Source organism: Paraburkholderia sp. Ac-20336 (assembly GCF_017105025.1).
GTDB lineage: Bacteria > Pseudomonadota > Gammaproteobacteria > Burkholderiales > Burkholderiaceae > Paraburkholderia.
The window spans coordinates 1-16,930 of sequence record NZ_JAAGPS010000149.1; the positions used below are offsets into that span (position 1 = coordinate 1).

General features: G+C 66.9%; 17 protein-coding genes. 12 read left to right on the forward strand and 5 right to left on the reverse strand.

Features of this window, described 5'->3' with window-relative positions; translation table 11 throughout:
- Positions 1-138 precede the first annotated feature (138 nt).
- From GXB81_RS27060 to GXB81_RS27115, 12 genes are all read left to right on the forward strand, one after another.
- The gene (locus GXB81_RS27060; protein ID WP_205990803.1) at positions 139-1,092 is read left to right on the forward strand and encodes a CheR family methyltransferase; all 954 of its coding nucleotides are present in this window, start codon (positions 139-141) and stop codon (positions 1,090-1,092) included.
- On the forward strand, positions 1,089-1,802 hold the full coding sequence (cheD, locus tag GXB81_RS27065; protein WP_167047294.1) for a chemoreceptor glutamine deamidase CheD: 714 nt from the start codon (positions 1,089-1,091) through the stop codon (positions 1,800-1,802). The genes GXB81_RS27060 and cheD overlap by 4 nt, the downstream gene beginning before the upstream one ends.
- A 5-nt stretch (positions 1,803-1,807) precedes the next feature.
- The gene (locus GXB81_RS27070; RefSeq protein ID WP_167047622.1) at positions 1,808-2,896 is read left to right on the forward strand and encodes a chemotaxis response regulator protein-glutamate methylesterase; all 1,089 of its coding nucleotides are present in this window, start codon (positions 1,808-1,810) and stop codon (positions 2,894-2,896) included.
- Between the two features lie 60 nt (positions 2,897-2,956).
- Positions 2,957-3,352, forward strand: a complete 396-nt coding sequence (cheY, locus tag GXB81_RS27075) for a chemotaxis response regulator CheY (RefSeq protein ID WP_167285517.1) — start codon at positions 2,957-2,959, stop codon at positions 3,350-3,352.
- Position 3,353: 1 nt separating this feature from the next.
- Positions 3,354-4,064, forward strand: a complete 711-nt coding sequence (cheZ, locus tag GXB81_RS27080; RefSeq protein WP_167047300.1) for a protein phosphatase CheZ — start codon at positions 3,354-3,356, stop codon at positions 4,062-4,064.
- Between the two features lie 275 nt (positions 4,065-4,339).
- Positions 4,340-4,888 carry a DUF2844 domain-containing protein gene (locus tag GXB81_RS27085; RefSeq protein WP_205990804.1) on the forward strand — a complete coding sequence of 183 codons (549 nt, stop codon included), beginning with the start codon at positions 4,340-4,342 and terminating at the stop codon, positions 4,886-4,888.
- Between the two features lie 11 nt (positions 4,889-4,899).
- A complete protein-coding gene (locus GXB81_RS27090; RefSeq protein WP_205990805.1) occupies positions 4,900-6,216 on the forward strand; it encodes a DUF3443 domain-containing protein in 1,317 nt (438 codons plus the stop codon).
- 220 nt (positions 6,217-6,436) lie between these two features.
- On the forward strand, positions 6,437-7,681 hold the full coding sequence (gene flhB, locus GXB81_RS27095) for a flagellar biosynthesis protein FlhB (protein WP_205990806.1): 1,245 nt from the start codon (positions 6,437-6,439) through the stop codon (positions 7,679-7,681).
- Entirely contained in the window at positions 7,678-9,780 is a 2,103-nt protein-coding gene (gene flhA / locus GXB81_RS27100) for a flagellar biosynthesis protein FlhA (RefSeq protein ID WP_167047311.1), read from the forward strand. Before flhB ends, flhA begins: the two co-directional genes overlap by 4 nt.
- A 288-nt stretch (positions 9,781-10,068) precedes the next feature.
- On the forward strand, positions 10,069-12,135 hold the full coding sequence (flhF, locus tag GXB81_RS27105) for a flagellar biosynthesis protein FlhF (RefSeq protein ID WP_205990807.1): 2,067 nt from the start codon (positions 10,069-10,071) through the stop codon (positions 12,133-12,135).
- On the forward strand, positions 12,128-12,997 hold the full coding sequence (locus tag GXB81_RS27110) for an AAA family ATPase (protein ID WP_205990808.1): 870 nt from the start codon (positions 12,128-12,130) through the stop codon (positions 12,995-12,997). Before flhF ends, GXB81_RS27110 begins: the two co-directional genes overlap by 8 nt.
- Positions 12,998-13,026: 29 nt before the next feature.
- The gene (locus GXB81_RS27115) at positions 13,027-13,761 is read left to right on the forward strand and encodes an RNA polymerase sigma factor FliA (RefSeq protein ID WP_167285523.1); all 735 of its coding nucleotides are present in this window, start codon (positions 13,027-13,029) and stop codon (positions 13,759-13,761) included.
- 104 nt (positions 13,762-13,865) lie between these two features.
- Here the strand turns inward: GXB81_RS27115 and GXB81_RS27120 are convergent, their stop codons facing one another.
- The 5 genes from GXB81_RS27120 to flgA all read right to left on the reverse strand — a co-directional run.
- On the reverse strand, positions 13,866-14,276 hold the full coding sequence (locus GXB81_RS27120; protein ID WP_205990809.1) for a type II toxin-antitoxin system HicB family antitoxin: 411 nt from the start codon (positions 14,274-14,276) through the stop codon (positions 13,866-13,868).
- The gene (locus GXB81_RS27125; protein WP_167047325.1) at positions 14,273-14,455 is read right to left on the reverse strand and encodes a type II toxin-antitoxin system HicA family toxin; all 183 of its coding nucleotides are present in this window, start codon (positions 14,453-14,455) and stop codon (positions 14,273-14,275) included. Before GXB81_RS27125 ends, GXB81_RS27120 begins: the two co-directional genes overlap by 4 nt.
- A gap of 494 nt (positions 14,456-14,949) precedes the next feature.
- Entirely contained in the window at positions 14,950-15,399 is a 450-nt protein-coding gene (locus GXB81_RS27130) for a flagellar protein FlgN (RefSeq protein WP_167047328.1), read from the reverse strand.
- Between the two features lie 92 nt (positions 15,400-15,491).
- Positions 15,492-15,845 carry a flagellar biosynthesis anti-sigma factor FlgM gene (flgM, locus tag GXB81_RS27135; protein ID WP_167047331.1) on the reverse strand — a complete coding sequence of 118 codons (354 nt, stop codon included), beginning with the start codon at positions 15,843-15,845 and terminating at the stop codon, positions 15,492-15,494.
- A gap of 207 nt (positions 15,846-16,052) precedes the next feature.
- Positions 16,053-16,930 (reverse strand): flagellar basal body P-ring formation chaperone FlgA (gene flgA / locus GXB81_RS27140; protein ID WP_205990810.1); only part of this gene is annotated, 878 nt, incomplete at its 5' end.

Genomic DNA, 16,930 nt, shown 5'->3' on the forward strand with positions numbered 1-16,930 from the left:
CCGGCGCACGCGTCGAACCGGCGCTGAAGCCGAAGCCGGCCAGCGCCTCCGCGCGCCCGGCCACAGCGGCTCCCGCGCTTGCCGCGAGCACCGCGACGGCGGCCTCGGACGCCGACTGGGAAACGTTCTAGACCTCTCATGATGACGCGCGCACCGCAACGCCCCGCACGGGCGGTCCCCGACCGGATCGAGCCGGCGAGACCCGCCGAAACGGGGCGTGACTTCGAATTCACGTCGGCCGACTTCGCCCGCATCCGCGATCTGATTCATCGCTCGGCGGGCATTTCGCTGTCGGATCACAAGCGCGACATGGCGTACAGCCGCCTTGCGCGCCGCTTGCGCGCGCGCGGCCTCGAAACGTTCCGGCAGTATCTCGATCTGCTCGAAGCGGAAAACGACCCGGCCGAGTGGGAAGCGTTCACCAACGCGCTGACCACCAACCTCACCGCGTTCTTTCGCGAAGCGCATCACTTTCCGATCCTCGCCGACTTCGTGCCGCGCCGCGCGCAGCCGGTTTCCGTGTGGTGCTCGGCCGCCTCGACGGGCGAAGAGCCCTACTCGATCGCGATGACGCTGATCGAAGCGCTCGGCGAGAGCGGCGCGCGGCAGGCGTCGGTGCTCGCGACCGACATCGACACCCAGGTGCTCGCGAAGGCCGAGGCCGGCGTCTATCCGTTCGACCAGGTCAAGAACCTCTCGCCCGAGCGGCTGAAGCGCTTCTTCCTGAAGGGCACGGGCGCGCATGCGGGAATGGTCAAGGTGCGGCCCGAAGTGCGCGCGCTCGTGCGCTTCGAGCAGTTGAACCTGACCGATCGCGACTACCCGTTGCGCACGCAGTTCGACGCGATCTTCTGCCGCAACGTGATGATCTATTTCGACAAGCCGACGCAGGCCCAGGTGCTCACGCGCTTCGAGCCGCTGATGAAGCCGGGCGGCCTGCTGTTCGCCGGTCATTCGGAGAACTTCACGTACGTGACGCAGGCGTTCCGGCTGCGCGGACAGACCGTCTATGAACTGACGCGCGACGCAGGCGGCGAACGCCCGCCCGCGCGCACCGCGGCGCATCACACGACGAGCGGGGTGACAGCATGAGCAGCGCGTTGCCGATCGCATCCAATCTCTACTACGACAACCACTTCAAGCGCCCCGGCGTGAAGCTGTTGCCCAACGAGTTCTACACGACACACGAGGACATGGTGCTCGTGACCGTGCTCGGCTCGTGCGTCGCGGCCTGCATTCAGGACCGTACCGCCGGTATCGGCGGCATGAATCACTTCATGCTGCCCGACGACGGCGCCGACGTCGCGCAGGCCGCGTCGGACTCGATGCGCTACGGCGCCTACGCGATGGAAGTGCTGATCAACGAACTGATCAAGGCCGGCGGGCGGCGCGAGCGTTTCGAGGCGAAGGTGTTCGGCGGCGGCGCGGTGCTCGCCGGCATGACGACGATGAACATCGGCGATCGCAACTCCGAATTCGTGCGCCGCTATCTCGCTACCGAAAAAATCCGCATCGTCGCCGAGGACCTGCAGGGCTCGCATCCGCGCAAGGTCGCGTTCATGCCGCGCACGGGCCAGGTGATGGTGAAGAAACTGCGCGTGCAGCAGGAAGCGGGCGTGGCCGAGCGCGAACAGGCGCTCGTGCGGCAAAGCGCCGAAGCGCGCGCCGAGCGGCTTGCGGCGGCGCGCAGGCGGGTCGAGCTGTTCGCTTCGCCGGCCGCCGCGCGGCCGAGAATCGAACTGTTCGGCGCGAGCCCGCGCCCGACTTATTCCAACAACGCCAGAACCACAGAGGAGGCGTGAGCGCTGTGCAAAAGATCAAGGTACTGTGCGTCGACGATTCGGCGCTGATCCGCAGTCTGATGACCGAGATCATCAACGGCCAGCCGGACATGACGGTGGTGGCGACGGCGCCCGACCCGCTCGTCGCGCGCGAACTCATCAAGCAGCACAACCCCGACGTGTTGACGCTCGACGTCGAAATGCCGCGCATGGACGGCCTCGACTTCCTCGAAAAGCTGATGCGGCTGCGGCCGATGCCGGTCGTGATGGTGTCGTCGCTGACCGAGCGCGGCAACGAAATCACGCTGCGCGCGCTCGAACTGGGCGCGGTCGATTTCGTGACCAAGCCGAAGGTGGGCATTCGCGACGGCATGCTCGACTACGCGGAAAAGCTCGCCGACAAGGTGCGCGCGGCCGCCCGCGCGCGCGTGCGCCAGGCCGCGCCCGTGCAGCATGCGGCCGCGCACGCCGCGCATGCGCCGGCCGGCAACACGCCGCTCTTCAACAACCCGTTGCTGAGTACCGAGAAGCTCATCATCGTTGGCGCGTCGACGGGCGGCACCGAGGCGATCCGCGAAGTGCTCGTGCCGCTGCCGCCCGACGCGCCCGCGGTGCTGATCGCGCAGCATATGCCGCCGGGCTTCACGAAATCTTTCGCGCAACGCCTCAATGGTTTGTGCCGGATTACCGTTAAAGAAGCGGAGCACGGCGAGCGCGTGCTGCCGGGGCATGCGTATATCGCGCCCGGCCACGCGCATCTGCTGCTCGCGAGGAGCGGCGCGAACTATATCGCGCACCTGTCCGACGACCCGCCGGTGAACCGGCATCGTCCGTCGGTCGACGTGCTGTTCAGATCGGCCGCGCAGCATGCGGGCAAGAACGCGGTCGGCGTGATTCTGACCGGCATGGGGCGCGACGGCGCGGCCGGTCTGCTGGAGATGAAAAGGGCCGGTGCCTATACGCTGGCGCAGGACGAAGCGAGCTGCATCGTGTTCGGCATGCCGCGCGAGGCGATCGCGCTCGGCGCCGCCGATGAAATCGCCGCGCTGCCGGAAATGAGCCGGCGCGTGATGGCGCGTTTGTCGTCGATGGGCGAACGCGTTCAGCGGGTATGATGCGCCCGCGTAGATTGAGGCGGCCACTCGCCGCATCATGAATCAAGAAAGGGAATGGAAATGGATAAGGGAATGAAGATTCTGGTGGTTGACGATTTTCCGACGATGCGCCGGATCGTCCGCAATCTGCTCAAGGAGCTCGGCTACGCGAACGTCGACGAGGCGGAAGACGGCCAGGCCGGTCTCGCGCGTCTGCGCGGCGGCAGCTACGACTTCGTGATCTCCGACTGGAACATGCCGAACCTCGACGGTCTCGCGATGCTCAAGGAAATCCGCGCCGACGCCAATCTCTCGCATCTGCCGGTGCTGATGGTGACGGCCGAGTCGAAGAAGGAAAACATCATCGCCGCGGCCCAGGCCGGCGCGAGCGGTTACGTCGTCAAGCCGTTCACGGCCGCGACGCTCGACGAGAAGCTCAACAAGATTCTCGAGAAGATGGCGAAAGCCGGGAGCTGACGTGACTGCGCCGACCCAAACGCCTGGCGCCGACGCGGCCCAAGAGAGCGGCGACTTCGCATCGGACCGCATCCTCGCGCGCATCGGCCAGCTGACGCGCACGCTGCGCGATTCGATGCGCGAACTCGGGCTCGACAAGCACGTCGAGCGCGCGGCCGAAGCCGTGCCCGATGCGCGCGACCGCCTGAAGTACATCGCCAACATGACCGAGCAGGCCGCCGAGCGCGTGCTGTCGGCGATCGACATCGCGAAGCCGGTGCAGGAGCAATTGCGCGAGGACGCGGGCGAACTCGACGCGCGCTGGGAGCAGTGGTACGCGGCGCCGATCGAGCGCGAGGAAGTGCGCGCGCTCATGAACGACACGCGCACGTTCCTGCGCGGCGTGCCCGAGGCGACCAGCGCGACCAATGCGCAGTTGATGGAGATCATGCTCGCGCAGGACTTCCAGGACCTGACCGGCCAGGTGATCAAGAAGATCACCGAGGTCGTGTATCTGATCGAGCAGCAGCTGCTCGGCGTGCTCGTCGAGAACATCGCGCTCGAGCGGCGCGAGCAGTTCGCGGCGAACGCGGCGGCGCTCGCGGCCGAGGTGTCGCCGACCGGCAGCCCCGAGCATCTGCTGAACGGTCCGCAGATCAATCCGGAAAGCAAAACCGACGTGGTGCAGGATCAATCGCAGGTCGACGATCTGCTCGCGAGCCTCGGCTTCTGAGGCGCGCGCGCGTTGGCGAGCCCGCCCGTTGCAGACGGTTTCCTGTCTGTAATGGACGGTAAGGCCTACGCGCGTTCGCGCCCTCTGCAGGCCGGCATCAGGCGCAGGCATACTACGAGGTCGAAGCGCGGCACGGCGTTCCGGCAGCGTCGGGCGGTCACCCGATGAGGTAGACTCCCCAAGGTTGCGAGCGGGGCTGTGCCGTATCATCTGCCTACCTGCGGCCGGTTCGCGCGACGCGTGCGCCGCGCTCGCAGTCCAGGAGGAGCATCGTTATGCGCAGTCGTGTATGTCGCGCCGTGCAAGCCGTGGCGCTGGTTTTACCGTGTTCTCTCGCGGCCTTGATGGCCGCGCCGTCCGCTCATGCGGCTCTCGGCGCCGCGCCGCTGACGGCGCCCGCGGACGCCTCGGTTTCTTCCCGCGTGGTACAGCCCGCCAGCGGCGCGGCACAGAGCGTGATGCGCTCGGCATCGAGTGCGGCGTCCGCCGCGTCTTCTACCGCTTCTTCCTATACCGTGCGTGAGACTACGTTCGGCAACGGCACCGTGGTCCGCGAATATCTCGCCGCCGACGGCTCCGTGTTCGGCATCGCGTGGCGTGGCCCGCAAATGCCCGATCTCAATGATCTGCTCGGTAGTTATTTCCCGCAGTACGTGGCGGGCGTGAAGGCCGCGCGCGCGGCGCGCGGCAATGCGCGCGGTCCGGTCAGCGTCGAGCAGAGCGGACTCGTGGTGCAGTCGGCCGGCCACATGGGCGCGTTCAGCGGCGTCGCGTGGCTGCCGTCCGCGCTGCCCGCCGGTGTCAGCGGCTCCGATATCCAGTAATGAGGACGACGATGCGAACCATGCACACGATCGCCAAAGTCAAAGGCTGGAAGCAGGCCATGCTGGCCGTATTCGCTGTCGTGCTCGCGGCCACGCTCGCCGCATGCGGCGGCGGTGGCGACAACAACTCCAGTTCCAGCAACAACGGCTCGAGCACGCTGAACGGCGGCTCGCTGCCGGCCAGCCCGACCCAGCAGCCGATCGCCTCGAGCGCCGCGAACACGGTGCCGATCACGGTCGGCGCCGGGGTGAGCGGCGTGCCGAATATTCCGGCCGTCAGCGTGACGATCTGCGTGCCGGGCACGAGCAACTGCCAGACGATCAACAACATCCAGCTCGACACCGGCTCGTTCGGGCTGCGCGTGGTGAGCTCGGTGCTCAATCAGTCGCTGCTCACCGCGTTGCCGACGAGCGCGTCGGCGAGCGACGGCGCGCCGCTCGCCGAATGCGCGACGTTCGCCGACGGCTACACGTGGGGCTCCGTGCGTACCGCGATCGTCAAGGTGGGCGGCGAGACGACGAGCGCGAGCGGCATCCCGCTGCAGATCATCGGCGACATGAACGCGAGCACGATACCCGCGCGCGGCTGCGGCAGCGGCCCGGCCGAGAACACGGCCAGCGAGCTCGGCGCGAACGGCATTCTCGGCGTGGGCACCGCGCCCATCGATTGCGGCGCCACCTGCGCGAATGCCGCCACCGCGGCGACCTACAGCAACTACTTCGCCTGCCCGAGCGGCGCGTCCTGCATACGCGCGGCGGTGCAGACCACGCAGCAGGTCGCCAATCCGGTGGCGAATTTCCTCGCCGACAACAACGGCGTGATCGTGCAGATGCCGCCGCTGCCCGACGCCGGCGCGCCATCGGCGAACGGTACGCTCGTGTTCGGCATCGGCACGCAGTCGAACAACGCGCTCGCCGCCGCGCAGACCTTCACGACCGACCCGTACGGCGACCTGAACAGCAGCGTGTACAACGGCACGACGGTGCAGGCGTTCCTCGATTCCGGCTCGAACGGCTACTTCTTCGCCGATAGTTCGCTCGCGCTGTGCGGCAGCAACTTCCCGGGCTTCTACTGCCCGTCGTCGGCGCAAACCCGCTCGGTCAAGCTGGTCGGCCTGAACAACGCCTCGACAACGGCCAGCATCGGCATCGTGAGCGCGGCGACGCTGTTCGGCAACGCCGCCAACTATGCGTTCAACGACCTCGCCGGCCAGATCGGCGGCAATAGCAGCTTCGACCTTGGTCTGCCGTTCTTCTATGGCCGCTACGTGTACTACGGCATCGACAAGACCGCGAACGGCGGGGCCGCGCCTTTCGTCGCCTTCTGAGCGTTCCGAGCGCCCAGCCGGACGTCGGGCCGGCTGAATCCCGGGCCGGGGCACCCCGGCCCGAAGTCCGGCAGGCTGCGCGAGATCGCGTGGCCTGACGGGCCATCCGTCGAAATACCCCGGTTTCTCCGCCCTTATCCGCCGATCGGCGCTTGCGTCGAGCGGGAATAATCGCTCTCACTGGAAAGAGGCGCCGTGCCTCGGCCGACTGGAGAGCTTCGTGGCAGAGGATAGCGACCTCGAAAAAACCGAATCCGCCACTCCCCGGCGCCTGCAGAAGGCGCGCGAGGAAGGGCAGGTCGCGCGTTCGCGGGAGCTGTCGACGTTCGCTTTGCTGGCGGCGGGGTTCTACGGCGTGTGGGGTCTGTCCGGCCAGATCGGCGATCACCTCGAGGCGATGCTGCGAGCCTCGTTCGCGTTCAATCACGCGAGCACCTTCGACACCAACCGCATGCTGAGCGGCGCCGGCTCGGCCGCGCGCGAAGGGCTCTATGCGCTGCTGCCGATTCTCGGCCTGACCGGCGCGGCCGCGCTGCTCGCGCCGATGGCGCTCGGCGGCTGGCAGCTCTCGGCGAAAGGGCTCGAACCGAAGTTCAGCCGGCTCAATCCGGTCGAGGGCCTGGGCCGCATCTTTTCGATCAACGGACCGATCCAGCTCGGCATGTCGATCGCGAAAACGCTCGTGGTCGGGCTGATCGGCGGCACGGCGATCTGGAACCGTCGCGAAGCATTCCTCGCGCTCGCGACGCAGCCGCTCCATCTCGCGCTCGCCAACTCCGTGCATCTGATCGCCGTGTGCTGCGGCATGACGGTGGCGGGCATGTTCGCGGTGGCCGCGCTCGACGTGCCGTACCAGCTCTGGCAGTTCCACAAGAAGCTGCGCATGACCAAGGAAGAGGTGAAGCGCGAGCATCGCGAAAGCGAAGGCGATCCGCACATCAAGGGCAAGATTCGCCAGCAGCAGCGCGCGATCGCGCGGCGCCGGATGATGGCGCAGGTGCCGAAGGCCGACGTCGTCGTGACGAACCCGACGCACTTCGCGGTCGCGCTGCAATACACCGACGGCGAGATGCGCGCGCCGAAGGTGGTCGCGAAGGGCGTGAACCTCGTGGCCGCGCGGATTCGCGAACTCGCCGCCGAACACAACGTGCCGCTGCTCGAAGCGCCGCCGCTCGCGCGGGCGCTCTATCACAACGTCGAGCTGAATCGCGAGATTCCGGGGCCGCTCTATGGCGCGGTCGCCGAGGTGCTCGCGTGGGTCTATCAGCTGCGGCGCTTCCGGACCGAAGGCGGCGCCGTGCCGGTCGCGCCGACCGAACTCGACGTACCTGCCGAACTCGACAAGGGTGGCATATCGGACGACGACGCGGCCGAAGACGCAGACGACGCGGCCGAGGAAGCCGCCGACACGCTCGACCCCACCGGCGACGACACGAATAACGCCAACAAGGGAGCCTCCGCATGAACGCTCGCGCCGGTTTCCTCGGCCGACGGCCGGATGCCTTGAGCAGCACCAATCTGCGCGCCCTCGCCGGGCCGGTGCTGATCTGCATGATCCTCGGCATGATGATTCTGCCGTTGCCGCCGTTCCTGCTGGACCTGCTGTTCACCTTCAACATCGCGCTCTCGGTGATGGTGCTGCTCGTCAGCATGTACACGATGAAGCCGCTCGACTTCGCCGCATTCCCGAGCGTGCTGCTGTTCTCGACGCTGCTGCGGCTCTCGCTGAACGTCGCCTCGACGCGGATCGTGCTGCTCGAAGGCCACACCGGCCCCGATGCGGCCGGCCAGGTGATCGAGTCGTTCGGCCACTTCCTCGTGGGCGGCAACTTCGCGGTCGGGATCGTCGTGTTCGTGATCCTGATGGTCATCAACTTCATGGTCATCACGAAGGGCGCGGGGCGGATCGCCGAAGTGTCCGCGCGCTTCACGCTCGACGCGATGCCGGGCAAGCAGATGGCGATCGACGCCGACCTCAACGCAGGGCTCATCAACGAGGAACAGGCGAGGAAGCGCCGCGCCGAAGTCGCCCAGGAAGCCGAGTTCTACGGCTCGATGGACGGCGCGAGCAAGTTCGTGCGCGGCGATGCGATCGCCGGCCTGCTCATCATGGTCATCAACATCATCGGCGGGCTGATCGTCGGGATGGTCCAGCACGACATGAGCTTTGCGGCGGCGGGCAAGAACTACACGCTGCTGACGATCGGCGACGGCCTCGTTGCGCAGATTCCGTCGCTCGTCATTTCGACGGCGGCCGGCGTGATCGTCTCGCGCGTCGCGACCAACGAGGACATCGGCACGCAGCTCACGGGGCAACTGTTCACGAATCCGCGCGTGCTGATGATTACGGGCTGCATTCTCGTGCTGATGGGCCTGATTCCGGGCATGCCGCACTTCGCGTTCCTGATTCTCGGCGGCGCGCTGATCCAGCTCGGCCGCACGATGAAAAAGCGCGCCGCGGAGCGCAAGAGCAGCACCGCGCTCGCCGAGGTCGCGCCGGCCGCGCTCGCGCCGGTCGAGAACACCGAGGCCAGCTGGGACGACGTGACGATGATCGACACGCTCGGCCTCGAAGTCGGCTACCGGCTGATTCCGCTCGTCGACAAGAATTCGGATGGCGAACTGCTCAAGCGCATCAAGAGCATCCGCAAGAAGTTCGCGCAGGAAATCGGCTTTTTGCCGCCCGTCATTCATATTCGCGACAACCTCGAATTGCGGCCGAACGGCTATCGCATTGCGCTGAAGGGTGTCGAGATCGGCGCGGGCGAAGCGTATCCGGGCCAGTGGCTCGCGATCAATCCAGGCCAGGTGTCGGCCGCGCTGCCCGGCACGCCGACCCAGGACCCGGCGTTCGGCCTGCCCGCGATCTGGATCGACACGAACCTGCGCGAACAGGCGCAGGTGTACGGCTACACGGTCGTCGATTCGAGCACGGTGGTGGCGACGCACCTCAATCACCTCGTCGTCACGCATGCGTCGGAACTGCTCGGCCGCCGCGAAGTGCAGGCGCTGATCGAGCGGATGCAGAAGGACACGCCCTCGCTCGTCGACGATCTCGTGCCGAAGGCGCTGCCGCTCAATACGCTGCAAAAGGTGCTGCAGAATCTGCTCGAAGAGGGCGTGCCGATCCGCGACATGCGCACGATTCTCGAAGCGCTCGCCGAACACGCGGCGAAGATCACCGATGCACACGAACTGACCGCCGCGGTACGCCTCGCGCTGGGCCGCGCGATCACGCAGCAGTGGTTCCCCGGTACCGGCGACATGCAGGTGATGGGGCTCGACGCGAACCTCGAACGCGTGCTGTCGCAGGCGCTCTCGACCGGACCGAACCCGGGGCTCGAACCGGGCCTCGCGCATACGCTGCTCGCCGAGACGCAGAAGGCGATGACGCGTCAGCAGAATCTCGGTCTCGCGCCGGTGCTGCTCGTGCAGCACGCGTTGCGGCCGATGCTCGCGCGCTTCCTGCGCCGCAGCCTGCCGCAACTGAAGGTGCTGTCGTATGCGGAAGTGCCCGACACGAGGCACGTCAAGGTGGTGAATCTGATCGGCGCGCAGGGCTGAGCGGCTTGGCGTGCGGGCGTGTGCATTGACGGCGGAAACCGGCGCTTCGAGGCGCCGGTTTTTGTTTGGGGCCGTGGTTTTGCGGCCTGGCGCGCGGCTTCGCGGGTGTCGCCACCTCGGCCGCGACCTGCTCGCGCGACATGTCCGGCATGTGTCCATCGCACGAATAGCCCGCTTTTCACGGTCTTTATCCATCGATCGTCGCTCGACAGCTTTCGCAATAATTGATCTCAATGGGAAGGGTATATCGCCGGTCCGCTAGTCCGTTCACCTCATCGGGGGTCCAGCTTGAACATTCGTAAATTTGTCGGTGCTACCAGTCGCGATGCGCTGCGGCTCGTTCGCGAAGCACTTGGCCCCGACGCGGTCGTGCTGTCGAATCGCACGATGGACGACGGCAGCGTCGAAATCGTCGCGCTCGCCGATAGCGATCTCGCTGCGATCACACCGAAAGCGCGCGAAGGCGCGGCGACCGGGCTGGCTGTGCCGATGGGGGCGGGCATGGGCTCGCAAGTCGCACCGCGCGCGCTGCCGGCGGTACCGATGGCAGCGGCGAATCCGTACGCGAGCGGTATGCCCGACGTGTTTTCGTCGGTGTTCGGCGCGAGCCCGGAAGCGGGCGAGGGGGCGATGCCGGTGAGCAGTGCGTTCGCGAATGACGCGCAGCATGGCGCGGCGATTGCCACTGTGCCGAAAGCCATGCCCGGTGCGAATCCGGCGCTTCATTCGACGGCGCTTTCCGCGGGCAACGCGATGCCCGCTTCAGCCACCGCATTGCCGGGCAAAGCCGCGCCAAGTGCGGCCGGCAACGCGACCGACATCGCAACGGCCGGCGCCGCGCTCGCGGCGAGCCAGCCCGTGTCCATCGCAGCGGCGGCACCCGCCATGCCCTCCGGTTCCAGCGCTCGCGCAGCCGCCACACGTCTGTCCGAAGACATTCGCGCGGATCTGCTCAAGGCCGCCGGCGTGCCGGTGCCACCCGTCGCGGCCTCTACCGAATTAATCGCGCCGCGCACGATGGCCGAATCGAATCCGTGGCTCATCGATCACGCACGCCGCATCGCCGCCGAGCAGCAGCAACAGGGCGGCGAATACAGCGCGCGTCCCGCCGCGATGACACCCGCCGTCGCGACGTCCAAGGGGCTCGGCAGCACCGTCGAGGTGAACCGTGCCACGACTCGATCGACCGAACCCGCAGCCAAACCGGCGGCCGCCGAGCCGTCTTTCATCGACACGCCCGAGTGGGCTCGCGAAGCTGCGCAGGCTGCCGCGCGCCGCACCGCGCAGAAGCTCGCGCCCATGCCGCCCGCCGCCGACGAAACCCGCACGCCCGCCGCGGTCGCCGAAGCGATCAAGGCGCGCATGGAGCAGGTCGTCAAGGACACCGTCATGAACGAGCTGTCGTCGATGCGCGGCATGATGGAAGAGCACTTCGCGGGCCTCTTGTGGGGCGATCGCCAGCGCCGCAATCCGGCGCGCGCCGCGCTCACCAAGCATCTGTTCGCGGCGGGTTTTTCCGCGCAGCTCGTACAGATGATGGTCGACAACCTGCCCGACGACATCGAGACGATGGACGGCGGCATGGACTGGGTTCGCTCGGTGCTCGAATCGAATCTGCCCGTGATGGAAAACGAAGACGCGCTGATGGAGCGCGGCGGCGTGTTCGCACTGATGGGCCCGACCGGCGTCGGCAAGACGACGACCACGGCCAAGCTCGCCGCGCGCTGCGTGATGCGCTTCGGCGCGAGCAAGGTCGCGCTGCTCACGACCGACAGCTACCGGATCGGCGGCCACGAACAACTGCGCATCTTCGGCAAGATTCTCGGCGTCTCGGTGCATGCGGTGAAGGACAGCGCCGACCTGCAACTCGCGCTCTCCGAGCTGCGCAACAAGCACATCGTGCTGATCGACACGATCGGCATGAGCCAGCGCGACCGCCTCGTGTCCGACCAGATCGCGATGCTGTGCCGCGCCGGTCAGCCGGTGCAGCGCCTTCTGCTGCTCAACGCGACGAGCCACGGCGACACGCTGAACGAAGTCGTGCAGGCGTATCAGCGCGCGCCGGACCAGCAGCCGCTCGCCGGTTGCATTCTCACCAAGCTCGACGAAGCGACCAACCTCGGCGGCGTACTCGACACGGTGATTCGCTACAAGCTGCCCGTGCATTACGTCTCGACCGGACAGAAAGTGCCGGAGAACCTGTACGTCGCGACGAAGAAATTCCTCATCAAGAGCACGTTCTGCATTCCGCGCGACAACTCGCCGTTCGTGCCGCAGGACGACGACATTCCCGCGTTGCTGTCTTCGCTGTCCGCGCGCTCGACGGCCGAGCTGCACGAGGTTCGCTTTGGATAAGCTCGTCTCGGATCAGGCGGAAGGCTTGCGGCGGCTGCTTGCGCGCGGCGGTGCGCGCGTGATTGCGGTGACGGGTGCGTCGGCCGGCGCGGGCAGCACCACGGTGGTCGTCAACCTCGCCGCCGCGCTCGCGCAGCAGGGCAAGGACGTGCTCGTGATCGACGAATGCGTCGGCGAGCAATCGGTGAGCGCGATGCTCGGCGGCTTGCGCGGCGCGGGCAATTTCGCGGCGGTGATGCGCGGCGAGATGGCGGTGGATTGCGCCGCCGCGCGCCATGCGCTCGGCTTTTCGGTGCTGGCCGCCTCGCGCAACAACCGCGAGGGGCACGCGGAGACCGACTTCAGCGTGTTGCTCGACGGTTCCGCCGACATCGTGCTGATCGACGCGCAACTCGACGACGCAGGGCATCTCTCGCCGTTCGCGAAGCAGGCGCACGACGTGATGATCGTCACGCGCGTGTCGGCCCAGGCGATCACCGACGCGTATGCGTGCATGAAGCGTCTGCACTACGCGCACGCGTTCGCACAGTTTCGCCTGCTGGCGAATCATGTGCAAAGCGCAAACGACGCGCATGCCACGTTCGCGAATTTTGCCGGCGTGGCCGGGCGCTATCTGACGGTGTCGCTCGAAGACGCCGGCTGCATTGCGGCCGACGCTCGCATGGCGCGGGCGCTGGCGTTGTCGCGCTGTGTCGTCGACGCGTTCCCGTCGGCGCCGGCCGCGCGCGACTTCCGCCAGCTCGCCGCCGAATTGCAGTACTGGCCGATGCGGCCAGCGATGTCGTCGCAAACGCCCCGGCGGGCGTCCGCGACCGTTACAGCGGCGCACCACGCCGACCAACCGTCCGCGCAGCACGCTTAAGCGGCGTGCACGAGGAGAAGGGGAGCACGATGTACAACGCTCAGGGAAAGATTTCCCAGGCCGAAGTTCTGACGAAGTACGCACCGCTGGTGCGTCGGCTCGGCTTGCAGCTGGTCGCGAAAATGCCGGCGAGCGTCGATCTCGACGACCTGATCCAGGCCGGCATGATCGGCTTGCTGGATGCCGCCGGGCGCTACAAGGAAGACCAGGGCGCGCAGTTCGAGACCTACGCCAGCCAGCGGATTCGCGGCGCGATGCTCGACGAGCTGCGCAGCAACGACTGGCTGCCGCGCAGCCTGCGACGCACGTCGCGCGAAGTGGAAACGGCGGTGCACAAGGTGGAGCAGAACCTCGGCCGCTCGGCGAGCGAAACGGAGGTCGCCGAGCACCTGCAGATGCCGCTCGACGAGTATCAGTCGATGCTGCAGGACCTGCACGGCAGCCAGCTCATCTACTACGAAGACTTCGACCGTTCCGCCGACGACGAGCCGTTTCTGGACCGCTACTGCGTCGATCATTCGGACCCGCTCTCGGCCTTGCTCGACGACAGCCTGCGCGCGGCGCTCGTCGAGGCGATCGACCGCTTGCCGGAGCGCGAGAAGCTGCTGATGTCGCTGTACTACGAGCGCGGCATGAACCTGCGCGAAATCGGCGCGGTGATGGAAGTTAGCGAATCGCGCGTGTGCCAACTGCATAGCCAGGCCGTGGCGCGCCTGCGCGCGCGGCTGCGCGAAATGGCCTGGGCGAACGCCGAGACGAACTGAAGCGCCGGTTTGAAGACCGGCTGGCGGCCCGCCCGCCCCTGTTCAACCGAGGCAGCGCCAACAGGCTCGCTGCACGACGTGCGCAGCTTGCCGCACAGTGTTTCTCACGCGCCGGCCATTTCATGTTCGGCGGCGAGCGCCAGAAATGCCGAGCGCGACATGCCGCGCGCCTGCGCATACGCGTCGATCTCCTGCACCAGGACCTCGGGCAGCGAGATGTTGATGCGCACCGCTTTTCTCAACGCCGGAATGTTGCGCGTTGTCACGAACCCCCACACAAAACCCGCGAACTCCGGATTGCGCCGATGCGCGCTGAGCGTGAGCGGCTCGGGCAGCGGCAACCCTTCGTCGAGCAGGGTTTCGAGGTGGGATTCGATCGCTTCCCTGGCATTCGCATAGGCGTCCTCGAGCGTATCGCCCGCGGAGTGGCAGCCCGGAATGTCGGGCACCACCACGCCGAACGCGTGCGTGCCGTCTCCGGGCTCGACTGCGATTGGAAAGATCAGATGCTTCATTTCAGCCCCGCCTGTTTCAGAATGCTGTTCAGTGTGCCGGGCGGAAGATCCTTTTTCGGATGCGGGACGGTCACGAGACCGGACTTTTCCGCGTGCCGAAAATGATGGTGGCTGCCCGTTATCCGGACGAGTTGCCAGCCATGGGCTTGGATCAATTTGACGACCTCGGCGCTCTTCATACTGCAGTCCTCTCATCATACACATCATTACACAACCTCGATAGTGGCAAAATCTCGCGTGTGAGTGCGCCGTAACGGTGAGCCGGGCGACGCATACGAAAACGCGAGCGGGACTGCCATTTCAACGTGATGTGGCGCTGCGCGCCAGCTAGCCGAATGGCTAACGTTGCGAGAAAGAGGGAGATGTGGTGAGGGAAGGGCGGCGTTGCCGGATCGGCATCGCGAAGAACAGGCGCAAGCAGTACGCCCACCTGCCGAGGCGCGTTCCCGATCGTATCCAACAGGTCGTCCGCGAGGCTTTCAAGCGGGCCCGCACTGAGACCGACCGCGCGAAGCAGTCGCTGGATTTCGAGTCTTTGGCCGAAATGGCGCCAAAAACGAGCCGGGTTCGAGCCGGCCGAATCTATTTCGAGTCGGCAGGCTCGTTCTGACTATTTTTCGAGCTCACGCGTCAGGTTTTTCCTGGGAAGAAGTGTCGCGCGTGTACGAGCGGATCAAAGTCCCGAATAAGCCGGCACCCGCCCATCCGGGCCATACAGATTGACCTTGGGCGGCACGTTGACCTGTAGCGCCTTCAGCGCACGCTGGTTGTAATCCATGCGCACGCGGATCAGCTCGCCGTTGTTGGTATTGACGCGCCGCGCTCGCTCGGCCGCTTTTTGCAGCAGCTTCCACTGCATCGCGAGCCGCGTGTCGGTGCTCGCCGCGAGTTCCATGCCGGACCAGCCGGCCGGCAAGCCGAGCTCGGCCAGTTGCGCGTCGCGCGCGGCTTCGAGCCGCGCGAGCACGCCAACCAATTCGGTTTTCTTCTCGACGATCGCGGGCAGTTGCTCGTCCAGCGGCGACACGGCGGTCAGCGCCTTCGTTTCGAGCGTGAGGATCGAGGCGAACGCCTCGACGGTCGAATGTTCTTCGATCAGGATGGCAACCAGGGCGTCTTTCATGTCAACGACTCGCTATGCGCGGCGGCGCGCGGGGTGCGCGCGCCGAGTTTGTCGAACGCCGCCCGGCATGTCGTCGCACTGCGAGGTGCCGATCAGTTGCCGGTCGACGAGGTTTTGTTCTGCAACAGGTCGCGCGCCGTCTGCAGCACGCCGTCGGCGATCTTGCCGGAGTCGATCTGCAGCGTGCCGTCCTTGATGGCCTGTTTGATCGACTCGACATGCGCCATGTCGATGTCGGCCGAACCGCTCGCCGCGAGGCTGCGCAGATGCTGCGACAGGCCCGACAGGCTCACGTTCGCGTCGCCGGCGCCGCTGTTCGAGCTCGGCGCGCCCGTGCTCGCGCCCTGCGTGGCGCCCGTTGCCGGCGCGGTGTCGCCCTGTTGCGAACGGGATACGGCGTCTTTCAACGTCGGCAGATTCGATGAGGTGGTGGAATCGACTTTCACGATGGGCTTCCTGAACGATTTGATTCTGATAACGGCAAGCGCCGCTCAAAACTTTAGCGCAATCGCTCCACGCCCGGCCCGGCTTTGCCTGGCCATCCGACCCTTTCCACATCGTTTCCACCCGCGCCGCGACACGCTCCCCGCGCACATGCGCCACTGTCGTTCCGGCCGCGAGCCCGTTCGCGCGAGGCAGGGCAGCGAACCTGCTCACATCTGGATCTCGACCGTTCCGCCATCCTTGACGATGCCGGAGATGATCTGCCCGTTCGCGGTCTTGACCCGCACCTGCTGGCCCGGCGACGCGTTGCTCATCGCGCTGCCCTCGGCCGAAATCGAGAAGCCGTCGCCGGCGGCCACGACCCGCACGGTTTGGCCGATCGCCACCGCCGACGCGCTCTTCAGCATGTCGCGGCGCAATGGCATGCCGCTCGCGATCCGCACGAGCGAGACCGAGCCGACCGCCTGCGACGGATCGGTGACGATCGCCTGCGGCAGGCCGGTCAGATCGCCGTCGCGCGCGACGAGGTCGGCGGCCGTCAGCACTTCGCCCGGCGCCATCGCGCGCGAGGCGAGGTAGTAGGTCGCGTGCAGCGCGATGCGCGCCTGCAGGTAGAGGGTCCACGGCTTCTCGCCCGCGCAGCGCACGCCGACCGTCATGCGGCCCCACAGGCGCGCGCCGCTCGGCAGGAACGGTTCGAGCGAGGTGCAGGCGGCCAGCCCGCGCGGAAACGCGGGCGCGACCGTGATGTCGACCTTGCCGGGCAATCCCGCGGACTGCTGCTGCAGGAACGCGAGCGCGGCGGCGTGGATCGCTTCCGGGTCCTGCTGACCGGGCAGCGGTGCGGCTTGCGCAGGCGTTGCGATGGCCGCGGCGGCGGCCATCTGCTGGTTTCTCAGTGTCAGGGCCGTCACCGGCTGACGTGCCGCGGCCACCTGCGTTCGCGCGGGCGTTGCGGCAACTGCAACCGTAGCCACCGCGCCTGCCTGCGGTTGCACCGAGGCGATAGGCTTGCCGTTCGCGCCGAATTCGGGCGGTTCGCCGCGCGCCGCGAGACTATCGAAACCGCCTTGCGGCACATTGGCGG

Excerpts from the sequence above, each read along its gene's own strand:
- GXB81_RS27060 (WP_205990803.1), top strand. The coding sequence starts at position 139 with ATGATGACGCGCGCACCGCAACGCCCCGCACGGGCGGTCCCCGACCGG.
- GXB81_RS27115 (WP_167285523.1), top strand. The coding sequence starts at position 13,027 with ATGTACAACGCTCAGGGAAAGATTTCCCAGGCCGAAGTTCTGACGAAG.
- GXB81_RS27130 (WP_167047328.1), bottom strand. The coding sequence starts at position 15,399 with ATGAAAGACGCCCTGGTTGCCATCCTGATCGAAGAACATTCGACCGTC.
- GXB81_RS27085 (WP_205990804.1), top strand. The coding sequence starts at position 4,340 with ATGCGCAGTCGTGTATGTCGCGCCGTGCAAGCCGTGGCGCTGGTTTTA.
- GXB81_RS27125 (WP_167047325.1), bottom strand. The coding sequence starts at position 14,455 with ATGAAGAGCGCCGAGGTCGTCAAATTGATCCAAGCCCATGGCTGGCAA.
- GXB81_RS27120 (WP_205990809.1), bottom strand. The coding sequence starts at position 14,276 with ATGAAGCATCTGATCTTTCCAATCGCAGTCGAGCCCGGAGACGGCACG.
- cheY (WP_167285517.1), top strand. The coding sequence starts at position 2,957 with ATGGATAAGGGAATGAAGATTCTGGTGGTTGACGATTTTCCGACGATG.
- flhA (WP_167047311.1), top strand. The coding sequence starts at position 7,678 with ATGAACGCTCGCGCCGGTTTCCTCGGCCGACGGCCGGATGCCTTGAGC.
- cheD (WP_167047294.1), top strand. The coding sequence starts at position 1,089 with ATGAGCAGCGCGTTGCCGATCGCATCCAATCTCTACTACGACAACCAC.
- GXB81_RS27090 (WP_205990805.1), top strand. The coding sequence starts at position 4,900 with ATGCGAACCATGCACACGATCGCCAAAGTCAAAGGCTGGAAGCAGGCC.